Origin of the sequence: Paracidovorax citrulli, from assembly GCF_900100305.1 — a bacterium.
Taxonomy (GTDB): domain Bacteria; phylum Pseudomonadota; class Gammaproteobacteria; order Burkholderiales; family Burkholderiaceae_C; genus Paracidovorax; species Paracidovorax citrulli.
The window spans coordinates 13,172-35,406 of the sequence record NZ_FNEY01000030.1; the positions used below are offsets into that span (position 1 = coordinate 13,172).

Here is a 22,235-nt window from a genome sequence, read left to right on the forward strand (position 1 = left end):
ATCATTGTAGGACCGCGGTTTCGCGTTTGGATACGCATACCCCTGAAAATGCCGGTAACGGAGGGACCGTGGACGGCGCCTGCCCCTAGGATGCCCGCCTCCTGCCCAGCTCCCGCCCGGCACTCGCCATGGTGACCGCCAGCAGCGTGGCGGCGAGCACCGGCAGCATCGCCTGACGTATGCCAAATCGCTCGCCCAGAAAGCCGAGCATCGGAGGCCCGACCAGGAACGCCATGTATCCCAGCGTCGCCGTGATGCTGACCCGTGTGGCGGTGTCGCCTTCTCCCTCTCCGGCGGCAGACATGGCGAGCGGAAAGCCCAGGGATGCGCCGACGCCCCAGAGCACGATTGCGCACACGGCGAGCCAGGGGCTCGGCGAAAAAATCACCAGGGCGAGCGCCAGGCTGGCCGAGAGCGTGCAGATCCGGAACACGGCGGCCCTGCCGATGCGCCTGACGACCCAGTTGCCGCAGAAGCGGCCCACGGTCATGCTGGCGGTGAAGACCATGTACACCGCGACGCCCGCCGTATTCGTCAGGCCGTGGCCGTCGATCATCAGGATGGGCAGCCAGTCGTTCGCCGCTCCCTCGGCCAGCGCCAGGGCCATGCAGAGAAAGCCGATCATCAGCAGACGGGCGTCGTGGATCTCCGTCCAGAACGAAGTTTTGCCGGTCCTGTCCGGCTGCCGGACCGTGGCTGCGAGATGGCGGATCTGGTGCCAGGTGAGCGCCAGGGCGATCACCGCCACGGCCCCCAGATGCCACAGGACGGAAGTTCCGTGGGCCGACAGACCCATGCCCACGGCCGCGCCGATGAGTGTGCCCAGGCTGAAGAATCCATGGCAGGCCGGCAAAACCGGCTTTCCCGTGAGCCGTTCGAGCTCCACGCCGTCGATGTTGGCGCCGATGTCCACCCATCCCATGCCGGTGCCGACCATCAGGAAACCCAGGAAGCACAGCCAGACGGCACTCAGTTGCACAGCGATGCCGATGCCCGCGATGCCCAGCAGCAGGGCCGCCAGGCCGGCCTGCACCGTGCGGCGCGGGCCGATCCGCATGGTCAGCTTTCCGGCGGTCAGGATACCCAGCATCGAGCCCGCGGAAAATCCGAACAGGGTCCAGCCCATCTCTTCAATGGAGGCGTGCAGCCCGTCACGGATCGACGGTGTGCGGGACGCCCAGCTCGCCAGGCCCACGCCGGGGATGAAAAAGGCGGTATTGAGCGCCCACGTCCGAGCCCGGAGGGAATCGCTGGTCATGTGCGACTGCCCGGAGGCAGCAGGGGAGCGGGTAGGGGAAACGGGGCTTGCGTTGGACATGGCTGATGACGACGTGCCGGGGCGGGAGCGAGCCTGGCGAACCTCGATTCCGGCCTCCCCGCGCACGTGCACCAACGGGGCGCCGAAGGCTCGGGAGGACAGGGTGCGCTGTTTCGCCTGCCGCGACCGGTCGGCGTGGTTTCGGGTCGGGCGGGACCGGTGTCAATGGCCGGCGTAGCGTTCGAGCCCCTGGCTGAGCAGATCGAGCGCCTCGCGGGTGACGTGTTCCGGATAGCTCGTCGGGATGCGGATGTACTGTCCGGAAACGCCGGAGTAATTGCTGGCGGTGGCCAGCACCAGGCCGAAATCGCCCAGCACCTGGTCGGCGAACTCCTCGACATCGTCCACGGGAAGGTCCACGAACACCTGTGTGCCGGCCGGCGGCAGTTCCGAGTACCCGGCCTGCGTGCGGCGCAGGAAGTCGTGCACGACGGTTCGACTGCCGAGCACCTGCCTTCTGAGCCGCTCGTTGCCCCGTACGATCAGGGAAGCCGCCTTCGTCTGCGCCGGGGTGCAGACGGCGACGCACTCGATTTCCACGAGCCCGGCCATGGCCTCGATGTTTTCGATGGACGATGTCACCCATCCCACCCGCAGGCCCGGCGCGCCGTAGTTCTTCGACATCGAATTGACGGTGTAGATCGACGAGAAGTCTTCGGCTTCATGGAAGGGAGAGTGCAGTTGCTCGCTGCCGAAGATGAATCCGTCGTACACCATGTCGAGCACCAGCGCGATGCCGCGCTCCGCCAGGGCGGGCACCAGGGCCTGCATGAAGGCGCCGGGGTAGATGCCGCCGAGCGGATTGTGGGGAAAATTGAGGTAGATGAGCCTCGTGTCCGGCCGGCACAAGGCCAGGAGCTCTGCGGCGCCGGGGTATTCCTGCTGCATGTGGTAGTAAACCACCTCGTAACCTTCCGCCGACAGCAGCGCGGGCACCGCGCCGAAGACCGGCGCAAGGCATATCGCAGAGCAGGAGCCGGCCGCGTGGCTTTTGGCATGGCGGAAGGCCAGCGACAAACCATGCATGGCGCCGTTGGTGATCAGGATGTTCTCCTTGGCCAGCCCCAGGCCGTACGTGGCGTTGTCCCGCATGCAGATGGCATCCAGAAGCCCTGGATTGCCATTGCAGTCCGCATATTGAAAGATGTCGTCCCTGGCAGAAGTGGGGGTGGGCAATTCAGTGGATGGCCACACGGGCACGTTCTCGACGAAGTAGCACGCCTGGTCCTGCAACTTCCACCGGGCATATTTCAGCCGTTGCTGAAGTGTGCTGAGAGAACTGTCGGTGCGTACGATCCTGTGTCTTTCATGAAGCCGCATCATTTCCCTTTCGCAGCAGATAACCGATTTCCAGGCCGGTGGAATCCACCTGGTCCGAAGTCGTTTCACGGGTGATCAAAGACAGGCCTGCCTCGGAGAAAATCTCCTGCCATTCTGCGTCTTCGATCAGTTTCTGGTTGGTGAAGCAGTGCAGGAGGTAATAGGGGTTGTAGTAGGCCAGCGAAAGGCCGTGGCGCATCGCGCGTGGATTGTGGAACTGGTTGTCCACTTCAATGATGATGATGTTGATGTCGGGAAAGCGGCGTATTATCTTCCTGAGGAAATCGACGACGGCCTGCCGCCCGGACTGGCCGAGTATTTCATGCAGCACGAAGCCGAGAACGATGAAATCGGGAGTGAAATCGAATTCCGAATCGAGGAACTCGACGGCGCCGGAGTGGCTGATGCGAATGCGATCGGAAAGACCCTCTCGCTCGACGAGTGCAGCCGCCTCTTCGTAACCGCCGCGGTCCGGTTCTGCTCCCCATGCATGGATGTGCGGCAGGGCCTTGCAGAATTCGGCCAGATAGAGGCCGTTGCCGCAGCCCAGGTCCAGGAGCCTGGTGCAGGCCGTCGGCGCTTTCGCCATGAGCGACCTGGTGAGAGGAATCGCGTCGAAATGGCTGATGCCGCAACTGCCGACCCCGACCTGCGTCGCATTGCGCGTAGCCCAGCCGGAGCCCGCCTTCAAGCGATCGCCCATCTGCAGGAAGGTGGTGGCATATCCACCTATCAGCATCACGTACCAGCCCTGCAGGGGCCGCAGTGCCCGGCCTTTTTGCGAAAGCGTCAGGCCTTCGGGGGACTCTGTCAGGATCGCCTCGTTCTTCAGGTATTGGAACAGTCCCGACAGTCTGTCTCGATCCATGCCCAATGCGCTGCACGCATCGTCTGCGGACACGGGCGTTTCTCCTTCGAGCAGAGAAAACAGCCCGGTGCCGAATAAGTGGTAGATGGCGATGGCGAGTACGAATTTCCGGATGGGGTCGATTCCCTCGATGAGATCGGCCTCGAAATTCTGGTGGATATCATTCTGGCGTGTGGCTGGGGAATGCATGAGTGAGGGGTCGGGTGGAGAATGGGCGGCGCCGCTGGGTATCGGCTCCCGTTCAGGCGGGAGAGAATGTTCCAGTATGTTTCTTCACGTTCAAGAAATGACCGGGGCGTATGGCAGGCGCCAGGAAAAATCATCCTATCATGCGACCCGGCAGGAGGTAATGATTTTTCCGGTGGGGGATTAATATGAATTTATGCAATACATAAACCAATGAAGACGCTGAATTTCGCGCCAGCGCTGGAAATCCTGCGCATTCCTTCCCGGCAGAAAGCGCCTGCCGGCCCGTCGGCGCCATCGTCTTTTCGTCCCGCGGCGATGCATTCCCGGGCGGTTGCCTAAGCGTCGCACCAGAGCCATCCGCGCCCCGGCCCAGGCCACCGGGCGCCCTGTCCGGCGCGGACCGCGGATGTGTTGTTGCACCCCGGCACCGGCAGGGGGCAGGGGAGGGCCGGGCAGGCTAGAGCTGCGCGCCTTCCACCAGGAACTGCACTCGCCGCTCGCCCTTCCACTCGTTCACGTCGAGCCGGAACGCCAGCAGCACGCGCGCCGGCAGCGGCTCCGTGTGGCCGAACCAGATGCCGTCCACGGGGCGGCCCTGGTGCAGCAGCTTGAGCGACAGGTGGTTCTTCCCTTCGCCCACGAGGCGCTGGCTGACGATTTCCACCTCCTCGCTGAAGGTCGGCGGCGCGAAGCCCTGGCCCCAGACCTCGCGGTGCAGGGTGTCCACGAGTTCGGCGCGGCAGTATTCCGGCGAGAGCGGCCCGTCGGTGTCGAGCCGGCGCATCAGGGTCGCGGCATCCAGCCACTCCTGGGCCACCTGGGCGAACGCGCGCTCGAACACCGGGAACCGGTCCTTGGCCACCGTGCAGCCGGCGGCCATCGCATGGCCGCCGAACTTCAGGATCACGCCCGGATGGCGCTTGGCCACCAGGTCGAGCGCATCGCGCAGGTGGAAGCCCGGAATGGAGCGGCCCGAGCCCTTGATCTCGTCCTCCTTGCCCGGCGCGCTGCTGGTGGCGAACACGAAGGTCGGCCGGTGCAGCCGGTCCTTGATGCGCGAGGCCACGATGCCGACCACGCCCTCGTGGAAGTCCGGGTCCCACACGCTCACCGCGGCCGGCGGCTCGTCGTTCTCGCCGAACAGGCTCTCGGCCATCAGGAGGGCCTGCTCGCGCATGCCGCCTTCGATCTCGCGCCGCTCGCGGTTGATCGCGTCGAGCGTGCGCGCCAGTTCCGCGGCCCGGCCCGGGTCGTCGGTCAGCAGGCATTCGATGCCCAGCGTCATGTCCGCGAGGCGCCCGGCCGCGTTGATGCGCGGGCCCAGCGCAAACCCGAAATCGAAGGTCGTCGCCACGGCCGCCTTGCGGCCCGCCGCGTCGAACAGCGCCGCGATACCCGCCGGCATGTGGCCCGCGCGGATGCGCTTGAGCCCCTGCGCCACCAGGCGCCGGTTGTTCGCGTCCAGCCGCACCACGTCGGCCACCGTGCCCAGCGCGACCAGGGGCAGCAGCGGCTCCAGCTTCGGCTGGCTGGCCTTGTCGAACACGCCGCGTTCGCGCAGTTCCGCGCGCAGCGCCATCAGCACGTAGAACATCACGCCCACGCCGGCGATGGACTTGCTCTCGAAGCTGCAGCCCGGCTGGTTGGGGTTCACGATGGCATCGGCCTGCGGCAGTTCCGGGCCGGGCAGGTGGTGGTCCGTGACCAGCACCGAGAGGCCCAGCGCCTTGGCCTCGGCCACGCCCTCCACGCTGGCGATGCCGTTGTCCACCGTGACCAGCAGGTCGGCCCCGCGTTCGCGCACGCGGCGCGCGATGGCCGGGCTCAGGCCGTAGCCGTCGGCGATGCGGTCGGGCACCAGGTAGTCCACCTGGCGCGCGCCCAGCAGCCGCAGGCCGCGCACCGCCACGGCGCACGCGGTGGCCCCGTCGCAGTCGTAATCGGCCACCACGACGATGCGCCGGTCCTGCGCGATCGCATCGGCCAGCAGCGCCGCGGCCTCGCGCGTGCCCCGCAGACCGGGCGGCGGCAGCAGCCGCGCCAGCGCGTCGTCGAGCTCGTCGTGGGCGGTCACGCCGCGCGCCGCGTACAGCCGCGCGAGCAGCGGATGCACGCCCGCCTGCTCCAGCGCCCACACGGCGCGGGGCGGAATGTCCCGGGCCACGATCTTCATAGCTGCTCCTGCACGGATCGGAAGCGCACCGGCCGCAGCCTGCGGCGCAGGCGCTCCAGCAGGCCCGCGGGCGCCGTCTCCCAGGCCATGGCGCTGCGCTCGCCGCACAGCGTCAGGCGCGCCGCGCCGCCGCGCTCCACATGGTCCGCCAGGCGGGCGACCGGCCCGGCGTCCAGCGCCTTCCAGCCCTCGGCCCAGGCGCGCCAGTCCTCGTGCAGCGCGGCATCGCGCAGCGCCCGCGGCACCTCGGGCATCGACGCCGGGGGCAGGGCGCCTTCGGGCAGCCGGCCCGCGCCGTGCACCCAGAACGCGTTCACCGGCGCCAGCCCGCGCTCGGCGCGCGCGTCGTTGAAGGGATGGGTGTAGAGCAGCATCTGCATCTCGCTGTGCAGGCGATGCAGCAGCCGCGCCTGGGCCGCATCGGGCATCCAGGCACGCACGTCGCGCTGCACCACCCGGTCCAGCGAGGCGGTGGCCAGGCCGTCGAACAGCGCCGAGCGGGCCAGCCAGCGCGTGGGCGCGTCGTAGGCCAGTTCGATGCCGTCCTCCGCGAACCAGGGCGCGAGGATGTCCATCAGCGCCCGCGATCCGGCCTCGTCCAGGCCCAGCGCGGCCGGGTCCGCCAGCATGACCTGGTCGGCCCCCACCTGCCACTGGCAGGGCGTCACCCAGGCCCAGGCCGAGCCGTCGGCCGGGCCCGGCTGCGCCGCGTGGCGCTCCCAGGCCGCCCAGGGCGTGGTGCCGGCGCGGCTGGCCGGCAAACCCAGGTGGCGCGCCAGCGCGCGCTCGTGCGGCGGGGTGAAGTCGGATTCCTCGCCGGCATCCGTGCCGGCGGGCGACAGGCGCGCGAGCAGCCGGTCCAGGTGGGGCAGGCCGAGGCCCTGCAGGGCCTGCCGGCACCCCGGCGCCGTGCTGGCCGCCAGGGGAATGAGCAAATGGTGGATCTCCGACATGGCGGGTATTGTCCGGGATGCCACAATCGGCGCCGTCCCGGTGCCGCCAATCCCGTCGCGGCGCGGGGCCGCTTTTTCCCCACCATGCAACTTCCCTACGAACTGGCCCTGGGCTGGCGCTACACCCGGGCCGGACGCGCCACGCGGCGCAACGGCTTCATCTCGTTCATCTCCGGCGTCTCCATGCTGGGCATCGCCCTCGGGGTGGCCGCCCTCATCATCGTGCTCAGCGTGATGAACGGCTTCCAGAAGGAAGTGCGCGACCGCATGCTCAGCGTGGTGTCCCACATCGAGATCTTCGCGCCCCAGGGCGCCGCGCTGCCCGATCCCGCGCTCACCATGGCCGAGACCCGCAAGAACCCCGAGGTGGTGGGCGCCGCGCCTTTCGTCGGCTCGCAGGCGCTGATCGCCCGGGGCGAGGACATGAAGGGCGCCCTGGTGCGCGGCATCGATCCGGACCGCGAAGGCGAGGTGACCGACCTGGCGGCCCGCAATGCCGATGCCGTGCGCACCCTCACCCCCGGCAGCTTCCATGTGGTGCTGGGCGTGGAGCTGGCGCGGGCGCTCGGCGTGCGCGTGGGCGATCCCGTCACCCTCATCGCGCCGGGCGGGCAGGTCACGCCGGCCGGCGTGGTGCCGCGCCTCAAGCAGATGACCGTCTCGGGCATCTTCGAATCCGGCCACTACGAATACGACTCCGCCCTGGTGCTGCTGCACCATGCCGACGCCGAGCGCATCTTCCGCCTGGAAGGCCCCACCGGCATCCGCCTCAAGCTGCGCGACCTGCACCAGGCGCCGGAGGTGACGCAGGAACTCGCCCGGTCCCTCTCCGGCGACCTGCTGATCCGCGACTGGACGCAGCAGAACCGCACCTGGTTCGCCGCCGTCCAGCTCGAAAAGCGCATGATGTTCATCATCCTCACGCTCATCGTGGCGGTGGCGGCCTTCAACCTGGTCTCCACCCTGGTGATGACCGTGACCGACAAGCGCGCCGACATCGCCATCCTGCGCACCCTCGGCGCCAGCCCGCGCAGCATCATGGCCGTGTTCGTGGTGCAGGGCGCGCTGGTGGGCGTGATCGGCACGGCCTGCGGGCTGGCCCTCGGCCTGCTCGTGGCCTTCAACATCGACGTCATCGTGCCGGCCATCGAGCATGCGCTGCACGCCAGTTTCCTGCCCAAAGACATCTACCTGATCAGCAAGATGCCCAGCGACCCCCAGAGCAGCGACATCACCCCCATCGCGGTCATCTCCCTCGTGCTGGCCTTCGCGGCCACCCTGTACCCGAGCTGGCGCGCCAGCCGCGTGAATCCCGCGGAGGCATTGCGTTATGAGTAGTCAGGAACACCCCCCTGAGCCGCTTCGCGGCTTCCCCCCGCTCTCGCCGTGCTGCGCACGTCGGGCGGGTGGACGCAGCCCTCGCTGCGGGGCGGCCCTTGCTTGGCTGCCGCTGGACTGGGCCAAGCCGGTGTCATGGGCTGTGGGTAGCGCTTTTCGCGCTGGAGAATCGAGATGAACGCGGGGAACAACGAAGTGGTGCTGCAGGCGCGGGGCCTGACCAAGCGCTTCACCGAAGGCCGGCTCGACGTCACCGTGCTCAAGGGCGTGGACCTGTCCGTGCACGTGGGCGAGACCCTGGCCATCGTGGGCGCCTCGGGTTCGGGCAAGAGCACGCTGCTGCACCTGCTCGGCGGGCTGGACGCGCCCACTTCCGGCAGCGTGCAGTTGCAGGGCGCGGCCTTCGACACGCTCTCGCCGCAGGAGCAGGGGCGCCTGCGCAATACCCACCTGGGCTTCATCTACCAGTTCCACCACCTGCTGCCCGAGTTCAGCGCGCGCGACAACGTCGCCATGCCGCTGCGCATCCGCCGCGAGCCTTACGCCGCCTGCCTGGAGCGGGCCGACGCCATGCTCGCCGCGGTGGGCCTGGCCGGCCGCGTGCACCACCGGCCGGCGGAGCTGTCCGGCGGCGAGCGCCAGCGCGTGGCCATCGCGCGCGCCCTGGTGACCCGGCCCGCCTGCGTGCTGGCCGACGAGCCCACCGGCAACCTCGACCGCGCCACCGCCGACGGCGTGTTCCAGCTCATGCTGCAGCTCGCCCGCGAGCAGGGCACGGCCTTCGTGATGGTCACCCACGACGAGGCCCTGGCCGCTCGCTGCGACCGCGTCGTGCGGCTGGTCTCCGGCGCGCTGGCGGCGGCCTGACGCTGCCCGCCCGACACGCCATGCAGCGGGAAGCGACCGTGGACCACCGTGCAGCGCCGTCCGCATCGGCACCTGCCGCGCCGGCCGGAGGGCTTCCGCTGCTGGCGGTCACCCAGGGCGATCCGGCCGGCATCGGCCCGGAAATCATCGCCAAGGCCTTCCGCGACGCACCCGATGCGATGCGGGGCTGCTTCGTGGTCGGCGGGGTGGAGACGCTGCGCCGCGCCGCACGCTGCATCGCCCGGCCCGGCGAGCCATCCTTGCCGCTTGCGCTGCTGCAAGCCCCCGAAGAGGCGCGTGCCGTGCCGCCGCGCTGTGTACCCCTGCTGCCGCTGCCGGGCCTGCCCGGGTCGATCCCGTTCGGCGCCGTGCATGCCGAAGGCGGGCGGGCTGCGGCGGATTGCGTCACCTGGGCCGCCCGCGCCGCGCTGCGCGGCGAGATCGCCGGGCTCGTCACGGCCCCGCTGCACAAGGAGGCGCTGTCCGCCGCCGGCGTCCACCATCCCGGGCATACCGAACTGCTGCAGGCCGAGGCCGCGCGCCATGCCGGCGTGCCGGTCGCGGACATGCCCGTGCGCATGATGCTCGCCAGCGACGAGCTGCGCACCGTGCTGGTCAGCATCCACGTGTCCCTGCGCGAGGCCATCGCGGCGGTCACGCAGGACAACGTCCTGCGCACGCTGGAGATCACGCACGCCGCGCTGCGGCGCGGCCTGGGCCGCGGCCCGCGCATCGGCGTGGCGGGCCTCAACCCGCACGCGGGCGAAGGCGGGCTTTTCGGCCGCGAGGAGATCGAGGCCATCGCCCCGGCCATCGCCGCAGCGCGTGCGCTCGGCATCGACGCGCACGGCCCCTTCGCGCCCGACACGGTGTTCATGCGCGCGCGCAGCACGCCGCAGCGCCCGGGCGAATTCGACGTGGTGCTGGCCATGTACCACGACCAGGGACTGATCCCCGTCAAGTACCTGGGCGTGGACAAGGGCGTGAACGTCACGCTCGGCCTGCCCCTGGTGCGCACCAGTCCGGACCACGGCACGGCCTTCGACATCGCCGGCCGCGGCGTGGCCGACGCATCGAGCCTCGTCGAGGCCGTGCTGGCGGCGCGCCGCCTGGCGGGTCCGGTTCCCGGCGCCGTCAGCGCCTGAGACTGTCGCGGATCTCGCGCAGCAGCACGATGTCCTCCGGCGGCGCGGCCGGGGTGGCGGGCGGTGCGGGCGGCGCCGCGCGCTTGAGCCGGTTGATTTGCTTGACCATCATGAAAATGATGAACGCGAGAATCAGGAAGTTCACCGCGACGGTAATGAAACTGCCGTAGGCGAGCACGGGTACGCCCGCCTTGCGCAGGGCGTCCAGCGTGGCCGGGGTGCCGGGCGGCACACTGCCGAGCACGAGAAAGAGATTCGAGAAATCCAGCCTGCCGAATACCAGCCCGACGATGGGCATGATGACGTCGTTCACGAGCGAGTCCACGATCTTCCCGAACGCGCCGCCGATGATCACGCCTACGGCGAGATCTATCACATTTCCCTTCACCGCGAACTCCCGGAACTCCTTCGCAATACCCATTTCGCCTCTCCTTGATATAGCTGAAAACCCTTGCAGTATTGCCGAGCCGCGGGGGTGATAACCCCTGGAATTAACCTTACCTGCGCCGCTACAATTTGTGATTGCTCCCCCAGCGACGACCTATTGAGGACCCCCATGAGTGAAACCCCAATCGACTCCAGCAAGCGGACGTGGCTCATAGCGTCGGGCTGTGCTGGTGCGGTGGGCGGCGTGGCGACGGCCGTGCCGTTCGTGAGCACTTTCCAGCCTTCCGAGAAAGCCAAGGCCGCAGGGGCCGCCGTGGAGGTGGACATCGCCGGCCTGAAGGCCGGCGAGAAGATCACTGTCGAGTGGCGCGGCAAACCGGTCTGGATCATCAAGCGCACGCCCGAACAGCTCGCGGCGCTGCCGGGGCTCGACCCCCAGCTCGCCGATCCCAGGTCCGAGCGCAAGCCCTCGGAGCTCACCCCCGAATACGCGCGCAACGAGAACCGCTCCATCAAGCCCGAGATCCTCGTGGCCGTGGGCATCTGCACGCACCTCGGCTGCTCGCCGAGCGACAAGTTCACCCCGGGCGCGCAGCCCTCGCTGCCCGACGACTGGAAGGGCGGCTTCCTCTGCCCCTGCCACGGCTCCACGTTCGACATGGCCGGCCGCGTGTTCAAGAACAAGCCCGCGCCCGACAACCTCGAGGTGCCTCCCCACATGTACCTGTCGGAGACCAGGCTCCTGATCGGTGAAGACAAGAAGGCCTGAGGGAGACGCACATGGCTTACCGCGAATTCAAGGACATCTCCCCCAACGCCTCCACGGGCGCCAAGGTCACGAACTGGCTCGAGAACCGCTTCCCCACGGCCTTCGACGCCTACCGCGTCCACATGTCGGAGTACTACGCTCCGAAGAACTTCAACTTCTGGTACATCTTCGGCTCGCTCGCGCTGCTGGTGCTGGTGATCCAGATCGTCACCGGCATCTTCCTCGTGATGCACTACAAGCCCGATGCCGCCAAGGCCTTCGAGTCGGTCGAGTACATCATGCGCGACGTGCCCTGGGGCTGGCTGATCCGCTACATGCACTCCACGGGCGCCTCGGCGTTCTTCGTCGTGGTGTACCTGCACATGTTCCGCGGGCTGCTCTACGGCTCCTACCGCAAGCCGCGCGAGCTGGTCTGGATCTTCGGCTGCGCGATCTTCCTCGCGCTCATGGCCGAAGCCTTCATGGGCTACCTGCTGCCCTGGGGCCAGATGTCCTACTGGGGCGCCCAGGTGATCGTGAACCTGTTCGCGGCCATTCCCTTCGTCGGCCCCGATCTCGCGCTGCTCATCCGTGGCGACTACGTGGTGGGCGACGCCACGCTCAACCGCTTCTTCAGCTTCCACGTGATCGCCGTGCCGCTCGTGCTGCTCGGCCTGGTGGTCGCCCACCTGCTGGCGCTGCACGACGTGGGCTCCAACAACCCCGACGGCATCGAGATCAAGGGCCCGAACGCCCCGAAGGACGAGCACGGCCATCCGCTGGACGGCATTCCGTTCCACCCGTACTACACCGTGCACGACATCTTCGGCGTCTGCGTGTTCCTGTTCATCTTCTCGGCGGTGGTGTTCTTCGCCCCCGAGTTCGGCGGCTACTTCCTGGAGTACAACAACTTCATCCCGGCCGATCCGCTCAAGACTCCCGCGCACATCGCGCCCGTCTGGTACTTCACGCCGTTCTACTCGATGCTGCGCGCCATCACCAGCGAGATGATGTATGCCCTCATCGCCTGCGTCGTGCTGGCGGCAGGCTTCGGCATCGTCAAGGGGCGGCTGCCGGGCTTCGTCAAGGCCGCCATCGCGGTCGTGGCCGTGGCCGCCGTCGCGCTCATGCTGTCCATCGACGCCAAGTTCTGGGGCGTGGTGGTGATGGGCGGCGCCGTCATCATCCTCTTCTTCCTGCCCTGGCTCGATCACAGCCCGGCCCGTTCCATCCGCTACCGCCCCGGCTGGCACAAGTACCTCTACGGCATCTTCGTGGTCAATTTCGTGGTGCTGGCCTACCTGGGCGTGCAGCCGCCGTCCCCGATCGGCGAGCGCGTCTCGCAGGTGGGAACGCTGTTTTACTTCGGCTTCTTCCTGCTCATGCCGTGGTGGAGCCGACTGGGCGAGCCCAAGCCGGTGCCCGACCGCGTGACCTTCGCCGCGCACTGAAGCGGGCCGGAACGACGACCATGAAAAAAATCATCCTCACGCTGATCGCCTCGCTCGGCTTCGTCCTGGGCGCGCACGCCGCGGAAGGCGGCATCGCCTGGGACAAGGCCCCGGTGCGCACGAACGACACGGCCTCGCTGCAGAACGGCGCCAAGATCTTCGTCAACTACTGCCTGAGCTGCCACTCGGCCGCCTTCATGCGCTACAACCGCCTGAAGGACATCGGCCTGACCGACCAGCAGATCAAGGACAACCTGCTCTTCACCACCGACAAGGTGGGCGAGACCATGAAGGCCACCATCGATCCGCGGCAGGCCAAGGACTGGTTCGGCGCCAATCCGCCGGACCTCACCGTGATCGCCCGCTCCCGCGCCGGCCACAACGGCACCGGGGCGGACTACCTCTACACCTTCCTGCGCACGTTCTACCGCGACGACACCAAGGCCACGGGCTGGAACAACCTCGCCTTCCCCAGCGTCGGCATGCCCCACGCACTGTGGCAACTGCAGGGCGAACGCCGCCCTGTCTTCGAGGAACACGAGAGCCACGGACACAAAACCCAGGTCTTCAAGGGGTGGGAGCAGCTGACTCCGGGTACCATGTCGCCCCTCCAGTACGACGAGGCCGTGGGTGATCTCGTCAACTACCTGCAGTGGATGGGCGAGCCGGCGCAAAATACACGGGTTCGCGTCGGGGTGTGGGTGCTGATCTTCCTCGGCGTCTTCACGGTGATCGCCTGGCGGCTCAACGCGGCGTTCTGGAAGGACGTCAAGTAAGCTCGGCCGCCGCCTGCAGCATCGCGCCGCCTCGTGCGGCGCATTTCGCTTTCCGGAGTGGACGCGCGAGCGCCCACTCTTTTTGATTTTTAGGAGCTTCCCACCATGATGGTGCTTTATTCGGGTACGACCTGTCCCTTCTCCCATCGCTGCCGCTTCGTGCTGTTCGAAAAAGGCATGGATTTCGAGATCCGCGATGTGGACCTGTACAACAAGCCCGAAGACATCAGCGTGATGAACCCCTATGGCCAGGTGCCCATCCTGGTCGAGCGCGACCTCATCCTGTACGAGTCCAACATCATCAACGAGTACATCGACGAGCGCTTCCCGCATCCCCAGCTGATGCCCGGCGACCCGGTGGACCGCGCCCGCGTGCGGCTGTTCCTGCTCAACTTCGAGAAGGAACTGTTCGTCCACGTGAACGTGCTCGAGTCGCGCGCCACCAAGGGCAACGAGAAGGCGCTGGAGAAGGCCCGCTCGCACATCCGCGACCGCCTCACGCAGCTCGCCCCGGTGTTCCTCAAGAACAAGTACATGCTGGGCGAGAACTTCTCCATGCTCGACGTGGCGATCGCTCCTCTGCTCTGGCGCCTCGACTACTACGGCATCGAGCTGTCCAAGAACGCCGCCCCGCTGCTGAAGTACGCCGAGCGCATCTTCTCGCGCCCCGCCTACATCGAGGCGCTCACGCCTTCCGAGAAGGTCATGCGCAAGTAATGCGGCGCGGCCGCACCCGCGCGCCGCGTTCCGCTTCCCAAAAAGCCCTTTTGCCAGACGCCGACATGATGAATGCCCAGGACTCCACTTCCACGCGCCCCTACCTGATCCGGGCCCTGTACGAGTGGTGTACCGACAACGGCTTCACGCCCTACATCGCGGTGCGCGTGGACGATTCCGTCCAGGTGCCCCGCGAGTACGTGAAGGATGGCGAGATCGTGCTCAACATCAGCTACGACGCCACGAGCGCCCTGCAGCTGGGCAACGATTTCATCGAGTTCAAGGCCCGCTTCGGCGGCAAGCCGCGCGACATCATGGTCCCCGTGGGCCGGGTGATCGCGATCTATGCGCGCGAGAACGGGCAGGGCATGGCCTTTCCGCCGCCGGTGGACATGCTGGCACCCGGCGCGGGCGGCCTGTCCTCGGGGCTGCTGGACGCCGGAGGCACCCCGGAAGGCACCGTGCCGGAACCGTCCACCGACGAGGACCGGGTGGTGCAGCTGGTGCCCACCGAGGGCAGCGCCAGCCCGGCGGACGAGCCGCCGCGCGGCCCGGCCCCTGCCGGTGGTGGCCGCCCGTCGCTCAAGCGGGTGAAGTGATCCGGGCCGGCACCGGCCGGCATGCCGCCGTTCCCTCCCGGGAGCGGCAGGCGCGCTAGAATGCGCGCTTCGCCGATTTAGCTCAGTTGGTAGAGCAACCGCCTTGTAAGCGGTAGGTCGTCAGTTCGATCCCGACAATCGGCACCATCTTCCCCGCAGTTCGCCTTCCAGCTTCAGACCACCCGCCCGTTCGCTCGCCGGGTCATCAGGTTTGGATTTTCAGGCGAATGGCGTTAACCTCCCACCCCCGGCTGCGCAGATGCGCCTGCAGTGCAGGCAGCAGCTGCCGCACCTTCGCCGCCGCCGCATTGTTGCGGACCAGCAGGCACCAGGTCGCGCCCTCGATCGGCCCTGCCTGGATGGCCGGCCGCAGGGTGGCGGGAATCAGCAACTCGACGGCCCGCAGCCGTTCGCTCGAGTCGCGCGTCAGGCTCGCCAGCCGTGCCAGCGTGGGGGAATCCTCGGTGGCCTGCTGCAGCGTGACGGCGTGGTGACGGCGGTTCATGGGGCAATGCGCCGCGCGGCGCGGAGAAACGAAGTGCAGTTGATTATCACGGACGCCTGGCTGGCGCGCAGCCGCGCCATCCACCTCTCGGGCCTGCGCCTGGCCGCCTTCGGGCTGCTGCTGTCGGTGGGGGTGATGCTCATGGCGGCACTGCTCTACCACTGGGTGTTCCTCAAGGGCGCCCGGGAGGGCTGGCCGGTGGTCGGCACCCTGGTGCGGCTGGCCACGCGGGACGAATCCGCCGAGCGCGACCGCTTCATGCGGGCCAACCTGGACGCCATGGCCCGCAAGGTCGGCGAGATGCAGGCGCGCATGCTGCAGCTCGAATCCCTCGGCGAGCGCGTCTCCGGCCTGGCGGGCATGTCGCCCGCGGAATTCTCCCGCCCGCCGGGGCAGGGCGGGGCGCTGGTCTCCGGCCGGCCGATGGAAATGGAAGAGCTGCAGCGCACGCTCGACGCGCTCGCCGAACTCACCGACCGCCGGGTGGACCTGCTCACCGTGGTCGAGTCCCGCCTGTTCGACCAGCACATCCGCAAGAACATGGTGCCCACGCAGGAGCCCGTGCTCGGCAAGACCGCCGGCTCGGCCTTCGGCTGGCGCATCGATCCCTTCACCGGCCAGTCGGCCCTGCACACGGGGCTGGACTTCCAGGCGGACGCCGGCACGCCCATCCTGGCCGCGGCCGGGGGCGTGGTCGTGGTGCAGGAATTCCATCCGGCCTACGGCAACATGGTCGAGATCGACCACGGCAACCAGCTGGTCACCCGCTACGCCCATGCCTCCCGCACCCTCGTCAAGCGCGGCGACCTCGTGCGCCGCGGCCAGAAGATCGCCGAGGTCGGCACTACCGGCCGCTCCACCGGCCACCACCTGCATTTCGAAGTGCTGGTGCAGGGCGTCCCGCAGGACCCGCAGAAATTCCTGCATGCCGGTGCGGCCGGTGCCCCAGCCGGCACGCAGGTGGCGGCGAAGGCCGTCGCGCCTCGCAGGTAAAATCCCCGCTCCGGAATCGCTGCCCCTGGTTGCAGAACTTGCAAGCAGTGGTAGCGTCCCCCATCTGAACCCACTTCATCACTAGGGATTCGGGTCGCGCCGCCCGCGCACGCGGGCCGCGGTCCTGTTCGCATGGCCTCCAACTTCCTCACCAAACTATTCGGCAGCCGCAACGACCGGCTCCTCAAGCAATACCGCAAGACGGTGGCACGCATCAACGCGATGGAGCCGGAGTACGAGAAGCTGAGCGACGACGCCCTGCGCGCCAAGACGGTGGAGTTCCAGGGGCGCGTCGCCCGGGGCGAATCCCTCGACGACCTGCTGCCCGAAGCCTTCGCCGTCGTGCGCGAAGCCTCCAAGCGCGTGATGAAGATGCGCCACTTCGACGTGCAGCTGCTGGGGGGCATGGCGCTGCACCACGGCAAGATCTCCGAAATGCGCACCGGCGAAGGCAAGACCCTGACCGCGACGCTGCCGGTGTACCTGAACGCGCTCGGCGGCAAGGGCGTCCACGTGGTGACCGTGAACGACTACCTCGCCAACCGCGACGCCCGCTGGATGGGCCGCCTCTACAACTTCCTCGGCCTCACCGTCGGCATCAACCTGCCCCAGATGCCGCGCGAGGAGAAGCAGGCCGCCTATGCCGCGGACATCACCTACGGCACGAACAACGAGTACGGCTTCGACTACCTGCGCGACAACATGGTGTACGAGGCCCGCGACCGCGTGCAGCGCGCCCTCAACTTCGCCATCGTGGACGAGGTGGACTCCATCCTCATCGACGAGGCCCGCACCCCGCTGATCATCAGCGGCCAGGCGGAAGACCACACGGCCATGTACATCGCCATGAACAAGGTCGTGCCGCTGCTGGTGCGCCAGGAGGGCGAGGCCGATCCGCGCACGGGCGAGGGCGTGACCAAGCCCGGCGATTTCACCATCGACGAGAAGTCCCACCAGGTGTTCCTCACGGAGCAGGGCCACGAGACGGCCGAGCGCGTGCTCGCCGCGCAGGGCCTGATCCCCGAGGGCGCGTCGCTCTACGACCCGTCCCACATCACGCTCATGCACCACCTGTATGCGGCGCTGCGGGCCAACCACCTCTACCACCGCGACCAGCACTACGTCGTGCAGAACGGCGAGATCGTCATCGTGGACGAATTCACGGGCCGCCTCATGTCCGGCCGCCGCTGGAGCGAGGGCCTGCACCAGGCCGTGGAAGCCAAGGAAGGCGTGGAGATCCAGGCCGAGAACCAGACCCTGGCCTCCATCACCTTCCAGAACTACTTCCGCCTCTACAGCAAGCTCTCCGGCATGACCGGCACGGCCGACACCGAGGCCTACGAATTCCAGGAGATCTACGGGCTGGAAACCGTGGTGATCCCGCCCAACCGCCCCAGCAAGCGCGACGACCAGCTCGACCGGGTGTACAAGACCACGCGCGAGAAGTACGAGGCGGCCATCCAGGACATCCGCGAGTGCCACGAGCGCGGCCAGCCCGTGCTGGTGGGCACCACGTCCATCGAGAACTCGGAAATCATCGACGACCTGCTGAACAAGGCCGGCCTGCCCCACCAGGTGCTCAACGCCAAGCAGCACGCCCGCGAGGCCGACATCGTGGCGCAGGCCGGCCGCGCCGGCATGATCACCATCGCCACCAACATGGCCGGCCGCGGCACCGACATCGTGCTCGGCGGCAACATCGAGAAGGAAGTGGCCGCCATCGAGGACGACGAGTCCCTGGACGAGGCCACGAAGCAGGCCCGCATCGCCGCGCTGCGCGAGCAGTGGGCCGCCGACAACGAGAAGGTCAAGGCACTGGGCGGCCTGCGCATCATCGCCACCGAACGCCACGAGTCCCGCCGCATCGACAACCAGCTGCGCGGCCGTTCCGGCCGCCAGGGCGATCCCGGCTCCTCGCGCTTCTACCTGAGCCTGGACGACTCGCTCATGCGCATCTTCGCGGGCGAGCGCGTGCGGGCCATCATGGAGCGCCTCAAGATGCCCGACGGCGAGGCCATCGAGGCCGGCATCGTCACGCGCAGCATCGAATCCGCGCAGCGCAAGGTCGAGGCCCGCAACTTCGACATCCGCAAGCAGCTGCTCGAATACGACGACGTGGCCAACGACCAGCGCAAGGTCATCTACCAGCAGCGCAACGAGATCCTCGACGCGGCCGACCTGTCCGGCGTGATCGCCGGCATGCGCGAATCCTGCCTGACCGACATCGTGCGCCAGTACGTGCCCGAGGAGTCCGTGGAAGAGCAGTGGGACCTCGCCGGCCTGGAGAAGGCCCTCGCCGACGAATGGCAGATCCGTCTGCCCCTGCAGCAGGAAGTCGAGAGCGCCCAGGCGATCACCGACGGCGAGATCCTCGAGAAGGTCGTCGCCGCGGGCAACGCCGCGTTCCAGGCCAAGGTGGACATGGTGGGGCCGGAAAACTTCCACCAGTTCCAGCGGGCCGTGCTGCTGCAGAGCTTCGACTCCAACTGGCGCGACCACCTCTCCGCGCTCGACTACCTGCGCCAGGGCATCCACCTGCGCGGCTATGCGCAGAAGCAGCCCAAGCAGGAATACAAGCGCGAAGCGTTCGAGCTGTTCCGCCAACTGATCGACCAGGTCAAGAACGAGGTCACCCGCATCCTGCTGACCGTGCAGGTGCAGTCGCCCTCCGAACTCGACCAGGCCGCCGAGGCGCTGGAAAGCCGTGCCGAGCAGATCGCCAACGTGACCTACACGGCCCCCACCGAAACCGGCGAGCCCGAAACCCTGCCAGACCCGCGCACGGCCGGTGCCGGCGGCGACGGCCTGAACCTGCCCGAAGGCGTGCGCATCGGCCGCAACGACCCCTGCCCGTGCGGCAGCGGCAAGAAGTACAAGCAATGCCACGGCAAGCTGGCATGATGCCGCGCTGACCTTTTCGCTCTCGCCGCAGGGGCCGCCGCAGGCGGCCCCTGCCACGTTTCCTTCGCCTTTTGCTGCTTTCCGAGGAATTCCGCATGCCCGTGAACCTTTACGCCCCCGTTGCCGCCGACCTGCATCCGGTCGCCGGCGTCCGCATCGGCGTCACCGAAGCCGGCGTCCGCAAGGCGGGACGCAAGGACGTGACCGTGTTCCTGCTCGACGAAGGCGCCACCGTGGCAGGCGTCTTCACGCAGAACCGCTTCTGCGCCGCACCGGTCCAGGTCTGCCGCGAGCACCTCGCGCAGGGCGGCTCCGTGCGCGCGATCGTGGTCAACACGGGCAACGCCAATGCCGGCACGGGCGCCGACGGCCTGGCGCGCGCCCGTGCCACCTGCGATGCGCTCGCCGGCCAGCTGGGCGTGCAGGCCGCCCAGGTGCTGCCGTTCTCCACCGGCGTCATCATGGAGCCGCTGCCCGTGGACCGCATCGTCGCGGGCCTGCCCGCCGCGATCGCCGATGCGCAGCCCGCGCACTGGGCGCGCGCCGCGGAAGGCATCATGACCACCGATACGCTGCCCAAGGCCTTCAGCACCCGGGTGCAGATCGGCGGCGCCACCGTCACGGTGACCGGCATCTCCAAGGGGGCGGGCATGATCCGGCCCAACATGGCCACCATGCTGGGCTTCCTCGCCACCGATGCCCGCATCGCTCCCGAGCTCGTGCAGCCGCTGGTGTGCGAACTGGCCGATGCATCGTTCAACCGCATCACCATCGACGGCGACACCTCCACCAACGATTCGTTCGTGCTGATGGCCACGCACCGCGCGGGCAATCCGGCCATCGCCTCGCTGGACAGCGCCGAAGGCCAGGCCCTGCGCGCCGCGCTGCGCGAGGTCGCGCAGAAGCTGGCCCAGGCCATCGTGCGCGACGGCGAAGGAGCCACCAAGTTCATCGCCGTCCGCGTGGAGGGTGGCCGCACCGCCGAGGAATGCCGCAAGGTCGCCTACGCCATCGCCCATTCCCCGCTCGTGAAGACGGCCTTTTTCGCCAGCGACCCGAACCTGGGCCGCATCCTGGCGGCCGTCGGCTACGCCGGCATCGACGACCTCGACCAGACCGGCATCGACCTCTACCTGGACGACGTGCACGTGGCCGTGCAGGGCGGCCGCCATCCCGCCTACCGCGAAGAGGACGGCCAGCGCGTCATGAAGCAGAGCGAGATCACGGTGCGTGTGGTCCTGGGCCGCGGCGACGCCGCCGATACGGTCTGGACCTGCGACCTGAGCCACGAATACGTGACCATCAACGCCGACTACCGCTCCTGATCCCTGTTCATCCCATGAACGATCGCTTCGACCACCTCCTGCAGCGCGCCGAGCAGCTCATCGACCGCATCGAGTCGGTGCTGCCCAGGCCGCTTTCGGCACCCGACTGGAACGCCTCCGTGGCCTGGCGCTACCGCCGCCGCGGCGGTGGGCACGGCGCCCTGGAACCCGTGCGGCACGTCGCGGGCATCGCGCTCGAAGACCTGAAGGAAATCGACGCGCAGAAGGAAAAGATCGAGCGCAACACCCGGCAGTTCGTCGAAGGGCGCCCGGCCAACAACGTGCTGCTCACGGGCGCGCGCGGCACCGGCAAATCCTCCCTCATCAAGGCCTGCCTGCAGGCCTACTCCGGGCAGGGGCTGCGGCTCATCGAAGTGGACAAGTCCGATCTCACCGACCTGCCCGACATCGTCGATGTGGTGGCCGGCCGTCCCGAGAAATTCATCATCTACTGCGACGACCTGAGCTTCGAGGAGGGCGAGTCCGGCTACAAGGCGCTGAAGTCCATCCTGGACGGCTCCGTGGCCGCCTCGGCGCCCAACGTGCTGGTCTATGCGACCAGCAACCGCCGGCACCTGTTGCCGGAATACATGAAGGAAAACCTCAGTTACACGCATACGGCGGACGGCGAGGTGCATCCGGGCGAGGTGGTGGAAGAGAAGATCTCGCTGTCCGAGCGCTTCGGCCTCTGGGTGAGCTTCTACCCCTTCAGCCAGGACGAATACCTGGCCATCGTAGCGCAGTGGCTGTCCGCGCTCGGCGTGCCGGCCGCGTCCATCGAGGCGGCCCGCCCCGCCGCGCTGGTCTGGGCGCTGGAGCGCGGCTCGCGCAGCGGCCGGGTGGCCTACCAGTTCGCGCGGGACTTCGCGGGGCGCGCCGATGGCTGAGTCCGTCGCATCCGGCGCCCAGCGCGCCCACACCGAGGTGGCGGTCGGCATCCTGTTCCGCCCCGATGGCGCCATGCTGCTGTCCACGCGGCCGCCCGGCAAGCCCTATGCGGGCTACTGGGAGTTTCCCGGCGGCAAGCTGGAGGCCGGCGAAACCGTCGAGCAGGCCCTGCGCCGCGAGCTCATCGAGGAACTGGGCGTCACCATCGGCCCGGCGTCCGTCTGGAAGGTCACCGAGCACGACTATCCCCATGCCCTCGTGCGCCTGCACTGGTGCAAGGTGCATGCATGGACGGGCGAGTTCGAGATGCGTGAAGGCCAGTCCATGGCCTGGCAGCAGTGGCCGCTGGACGTGTCGCCGGTGCTGCCGGGCGCCTACCCGGTACTGCAGTGGCTGGCGGAAGAGCGCGGCCTGCCGTTCGATCCGGACCTGCTGCCCAAGGCATAGCGGCCTGCAGACGCATGGCGGGCCGCCGCAGACCAGAGGCGGAGTGCCGGCGGGCCTTCAGTGTTCCGGTGGACGCTGCAGGTGGTCGCCGAAGGCGTCCTCGTCGGGCGGTGCATCGGCCGCCATGCGGAAATCCTCCGCGGCCCAGGCACCGAGGTCGATCTGCCGGCAGCGCTCGCTGCAGAACGGGCGGAACCGGTTCTCGTGCGCATAGAGGCTCCGGCCGCCGCAGGTAGGGCAGTCCACCCAGAGCTGGCGGGAGGCCGGGGCCGGCGCTGCCGCCTTGCGGGAGTCGTCGTTGCGCGAAGTCATGGGTGAAACTCTCGT

At 68.2% G+C, this 22,235-nt stretch carries 21 protein-coding genes and 1 tRNA gene; 14 read left to right on the forward strand and 8 right to left on the reverse strand.

Annotated features, from left to right (window positions below; genetic code table 11):
• Window positions 1-85 precede the first annotated feature (85 nt).
• The 5 genes from BLR99_RS17755 to BLR99_RS17775 all read right to left on the reverse strand — a co-directional run bounded on the left by BLR99_RS17755 (window position 86) and on the right by BLR99_RS17775 (window position 6,821).
• The gene (locus BLR99_RS17755) at window positions 86-1,390 is read right to left on the reverse strand and encodes an MFS transporter (protein WP_228195482.1); all 1,305 of its coding nucleotides are present in this window, start codon (window positions 1,388-1,390) and stop codon (window positions 86-88) included.
• Between the two features lie 90 nt (window positions 1,391-1,480).
• On the reverse strand, window positions 1,481-2,641 hold the full coding sequence (locus tag BLR99_RS17760; protein ID WP_228195440.1) for a beta-methylarginine biosynthesis bifunctional aminotransferase: 1,161 nt from the start codon (window positions 2,639-2,641) through the stop codon (window positions 1,481-1,483).
• The gene (locus BLR99_RS17765) at window positions 2,625-3,695 is read right to left on the reverse strand and encodes a 2-ketoarginine methyltransferase (RefSeq protein ID WP_017438657.1); all 1,071 of its coding nucleotides are present in this window, start codon (window positions 3,693-3,695) and stop codon (window positions 2,625-2,627) included. Before BLR99_RS17765 ends, BLR99_RS17760 begins: the two co-directional genes overlap by 17 nt.
• Before the next feature lie 457 nt (window positions 3,696-4,152).
• Window positions 4,153-5,868 carry a single-stranded-DNA-specific exonuclease RecJ gene (gene recJ, locus BLR99_RS17770; protein ID WP_048857414.1) on the reverse strand — a complete coding sequence of 572 codons (1,716 nt, stop codon included), beginning with the start codon at window positions 5,866-5,868 and terminating at the stop codon, window positions 4,153-4,155.
• A complete protein-coding gene (locus BLR99_RS17775; protein ID WP_011796743.1) occupies window positions 5,865-6,821 on the reverse strand; it encodes a phosphoglycerate mutase in 957 nt (318 codons plus the stop codon). The genes recJ and BLR99_RS17775 overlap by 4 nt, the downstream gene beginning before the upstream one ends.
• An 84-nt stretch (window positions 6,822-6,905) precedes the next feature.
• Here BLR99_RS17775 and BLR99_RS17780 point away from each other — a divergent pair, with 84 nt between their 5' ends.
• The 3 genes from BLR99_RS17780 to pdxA all read left to right on the forward strand — a co-directional run bounded on the left by BLR99_RS17780 (window position 6,906) and on the right by pdxA (window position 10,171).
• Window positions 6,906-8,159 carry a lipoprotein-releasing ABC transporter permease subunit gene (locus BLR99_RS17780; protein ID WP_011796742.1) on the forward strand — a complete coding sequence of 418 codons (1,254 nt, stop codon included), beginning with the start codon at window positions 6,906-6,908 and terminating at the stop codon, window positions 8,157-8,159.
• Between the two features lie 174 nt (window positions 8,160-8,333).
• Window positions 8,334-9,026 (forward strand): lipoprotein-releasing ABC transporter ATP-binding protein LolD, encoded by a 693-nt coding sequence (gene lolD / locus BLR99_RS17790; RefSeq protein ID WP_011796741.1) that lies wholly within the window; start codon window positions 8,334-8,336, stop codon window positions 9,024-9,026.
• A gap of 20 nt (window positions 9,027-9,046) precedes the next feature.
• Window positions 9,047-10,171 carry a 4-hydroxythreonine-4-phosphate dehydrogenase PdxA gene (gene pdxA / locus BLR99_RS17795; protein ID WP_011796740.1) on the forward strand — a complete coding sequence of 375 codons (1,125 nt, stop codon included), beginning with the start codon at window positions 9,047-9,049 and terminating at the stop codon, window positions 10,169-10,171.
• On the opposite strand, the gene mscL is transcribed toward pdxA, so the two are convergent.
• Entirely contained in the window at window positions 10,161-10,592 is a 432-nt protein-coding gene (mscL, locus tag BLR99_RS17800; RefSeq protein ID WP_048857413.1) for a large conductance mechanosensitive channel protein MscL, read from the reverse strand. The genes pdxA and mscL overlap by 11 nt on opposite strands.
• 135 nt (window positions 10,593-10,727) lie before the next feature.
• Here mscL and petA point away from each other — a divergent pair, with 135 nt between their 5' ends.
• The 6 genes from petA (at window position 10,728) to BLR99_RS17830 (ending at window position 14,996) form a co-directional block, all read left to right on the forward strand.
• Window positions 10,728-11,327, forward strand: a complete 600-nt coding sequence (gene petA, locus BLR99_RS17805; protein ID WP_011796738.1) for a ubiquinol-cytochrome c reductase iron-sulfur subunit — start codon at window positions 10,728-10,730, stop codon at window positions 11,325-11,327.
• An 11-nt stretch (window positions 11,328-11,338) separates the two neighbouring features.
• Entirely contained in the window at window positions 11,339-12,757 is a 1,419-nt protein-coding gene (locus tag BLR99_RS17810; RefSeq protein ID WP_011796737.1) for a cytochrome b, read from the forward strand.
• 20 nt (window positions 12,758-12,777) lie between these two features.
• The gene (locus BLR99_RS17815) at window positions 12,778-13,533 is read left to right on the forward strand and encodes a cytochrome c1 (protein WP_011796736.1); all 756 of its coding nucleotides are present in this window, start codon (window positions 12,778-12,780) and stop codon (window positions 13,531-13,533) included.
• Window positions 13,534-13,638: 105 nt separating this feature from the next.
• Window positions 13,639-14,250, forward strand: a complete 612-nt coding sequence (locus BLR99_RS17820; protein ID WP_011796735.1) for a glutathione S-transferase N-terminal domain-containing protein — start codon at window positions 13,639-13,641, stop codon at window positions 14,248-14,250.
• Between the two features lie 68 nt (window positions 14,251-14,318).
• Window positions 14,319-14,849 carry a ClpXP protease specificity-enhancing factor gene (locus BLR99_RS17825; RefSeq protein ID WP_377703701.1) on the forward strand — a complete coding sequence of 177 codons (531 nt, stop codon included), beginning with the start codon at window positions 14,319-14,321 and terminating at the stop codon, window positions 14,847-14,849.
• A gap of 71 nt (window positions 14,850-14,920) precedes the next feature.
• A tRNA-Thr gene (locus BLR99_RS17830) sits at window positions 14,921-14,996 on the forward strand.
• Between the two features lie 58 nt (window positions 14,997-15,054).
• Here the strand turns inward: BLR99_RS17830 and BLR99_RS17835 are convergent.
• Window positions 15,055-15,354: a hypothetical protein gene (locus tag BLR99_RS17835; RefSeq protein ID WP_011796733.1), complete on the reverse strand. Its 300-nt coding sequence runs from the start codon at window positions 15,352-15,354 to the stop codon at window positions 15,055-15,057.
• Between the two features lie 6 nt (window positions 15,355-15,360).
• Here BLR99_RS17835 and BLR99_RS17840 point away from each other — a divergent pair, with 6 nt between their 5' ends.
• The 5 genes from BLR99_RS17840 (at window position 15,361) to BLR99_RS17860 (ending at window position 21,908) form a co-directional block, all read left to right on the forward strand.
• A complete protein-coding gene (locus BLR99_RS17840) occupies window positions 15,361-16,347 on the forward strand; it encodes a M23 family metallopeptidase (RefSeq protein WP_011796732.1) in 987 nt (328 codons plus the stop codon).
• Window positions 16,348-16,479: 132 nt separating this feature from the next.
• Window positions 16,480-19,248 (forward strand): preprotein translocase subunit SecA, encoded by a 2,769-nt coding sequence (gene secA, locus BLR99_RS17845; RefSeq protein ID WP_017438798.1) that lies wholly within the window; start codon window positions 16,480-16,482, stop codon window positions 19,246-19,248.
• Window positions 19,249-19,343: 95 nt separating this feature from the next.
• On the forward strand, window positions 19,344-20,573 hold the full coding sequence (argJ, locus tag BLR99_RS17850; protein WP_011796730.1) for a bifunctional glutamate N-acetyltransferase/amino-acid acetyltransferase ArgJ: 1,230 nt from the start codon (window positions 19,344-19,346) through the stop codon (window positions 20,571-20,573).
• A 14-nt stretch (window positions 20,574-20,587) separates the two neighbouring features.
• Window positions 20,588-21,460, forward strand: coding sequence for an ATP-binding protein (locus BLR99_RS17855; RefSeq protein WP_011796729.1), 873 nt, complete (start codon window positions 20,588-20,590; stop codon window positions 21,458-21,460).
• Window positions 21,453-21,908, forward strand: a complete 456-nt coding sequence (locus BLR99_RS17860) for an NUDIX domain-containing protein (protein WP_011796728.1) — start codon at window positions 21,453-21,455, stop codon at window positions 21,906-21,908. The genes BLR99_RS17855 and BLR99_RS17860 overlap by 8 nt, the downstream gene beginning before the upstream one ends.
• Window positions 21,909-21,965: 57 nt before the next feature.
• On the opposite strand, the gene BLR99_RS17865 is transcribed toward BLR99_RS17860, so the two are convergent.
• Complete coding sequence (locus tag BLR99_RS17865; RefSeq protein WP_011796727.1) at window positions 21,966-22,220, reverse strand: DNA gyrase inhibitor YacG; 255 nt, start codon at window positions 22,218-22,220, stop codon at window positions 21,966-21,968.
• Between the last annotated feature and the right edge of the window lie 15 nt (window positions 22,221-22,235).

What these genes read in the sequence shown, in the direction of transcription:
- BLR99_RS17760 (WP_228195440.1), bottom strand. Translation starts at nt 2,641, where the DNA reads ATGATGCGGCTTCATGAAAGACACAGGATCGTACGCACCGACAGTTCT.
- BLR99_RS17765 (WP_017438657.1), bottom strand. Translation starts at nt 3,695, where the DNA reads ATGCATTCCCCAGCCACACGCCAGAATGATATCCACCAGAATTTCGAG.
- recJ (WP_048857414.1), bottom strand. Translation starts at nt 5,868, where the DNA reads ATGAAGATCGTGGCCCGGGACATTCCGCCCCGCGCCGTGTGGGCGCTG.
- BLR99_RS17775 (WP_011796743.1), bottom strand. Translation starts at nt 6,821, where the DNA reads ATGTCGGAGATCCACCATTTGCTCATTCCCCTGGCGGCCAGCACGGCG.
- BLR99_RS17780 (WP_011796742.1), top strand. Translation starts at nt 6,906, where the DNA reads ATGCAACTTCCCTACGAACTGGCCCTGGGCTGGCGCTACACCCGGGCC.
- lolD (WP_011796741.1), top strand. Translation starts at nt 8,334, where the DNA reads ATGAACGCGGGGAACAACGAAGTGGTGCTGCAGGCGCGGGGCCTGACC.
- pdxA (WP_011796740.1), top strand. Translation starts at nt 9,047, where the DNA reads ATGCAGCGGGAAGCGACCGTGGACCACCGTGCAGCGCCGTCCGCATCG.
- mscL (WP_048857413.1), bottom strand. Translation starts at nt 10,592, where the DNA reads ATGGGTATTGCGAAGGAGTTCCGGGAGTTCGCGGTGAAGGGAAATGTG.
- petA (WP_011796738.1), top strand. Translation starts at nt 10,728, where the DNA reads ATGAGTGAAACCCCAATCGACTCCAGCAAGCGGACGTGGCTCATAGCG.
- BLR99_RS17810 (WP_011796737.1), top strand. Translation starts at nt 11,339, where the DNA reads ATGGCTTACCGCGAATTCAAGGACATCTCCCCCAACGCCTCCACGGGC.
- BLR99_RS17815 (WP_011796736.1), top strand. Translation starts at nt 12,778, where the DNA reads ATGAAAAAAATCATCCTCACGCTGATCGCCTCGCTCGGCTTCGTCCTG.
- BLR99_RS17820 (WP_011796735.1), top strand. Translation starts at nt 13,639, where the DNA reads ATGATGGTGCTTTATTCGGGTACGACCTGTCCCTTCTCCCATCGCTGC.
- BLR99_RS17825 (WP_377703701.1), top strand. Translation starts at nt 14,319, where the DNA reads ATGAATGCCCAGGACTCCACTTCCACGCGCCCCTACCTGATCCGGGCC.
- BLR99_RS17835 (WP_011796733.1), bottom strand. Translation starts at nt 15,354, where the DNA reads ATGAACCGCCGTCACCACGCCGTCACGCTGCAGCAGGCCACCGAGGAT.
- BLR99_RS17840 (WP_011796732.1), top strand. Translation starts at nt 15,361, where the DNA reads ATGCGCCGCGCGGCGCGGAGAAACGAAGTGCAGTTGATTATCACGGAC.
- secA (WP_017438798.1), top strand. Translation starts at nt 16,480, where the DNA reads ATGGCCTCCAACTTCCTCACCAAACTATTCGGCAGCCGCAACGACCGG.
- argJ (WP_011796730.1), top strand. Translation starts at nt 19,344, where the DNA reads ATGCCCGTGAACCTTTACGCCCCCGTTGCCGCCGACCTGCATCCGGTC.
- BLR99_RS17855 (WP_011796729.1), top strand. Translation starts at nt 20,588, where the DNA reads ATGAACGATCGCTTCGACCACCTCCTGCAGCGCGCCGAGCAGCTCATC.
- BLR99_RS17860 (WP_011796728.1), top strand. Translation starts at nt 21,453, where the DNA reads ATGGCTGAGTCCGTCGCATCCGGCGCCCAGCGCGCCCACACCGAGGTG.
- BLR99_RS17865 (WP_011796727.1), bottom strand. Translation starts at nt 22,220, where the DNA reads ATGACTTCGCGCAACGACGACTCCCGCAAGGCGGCAGCGCCGGCCCCG.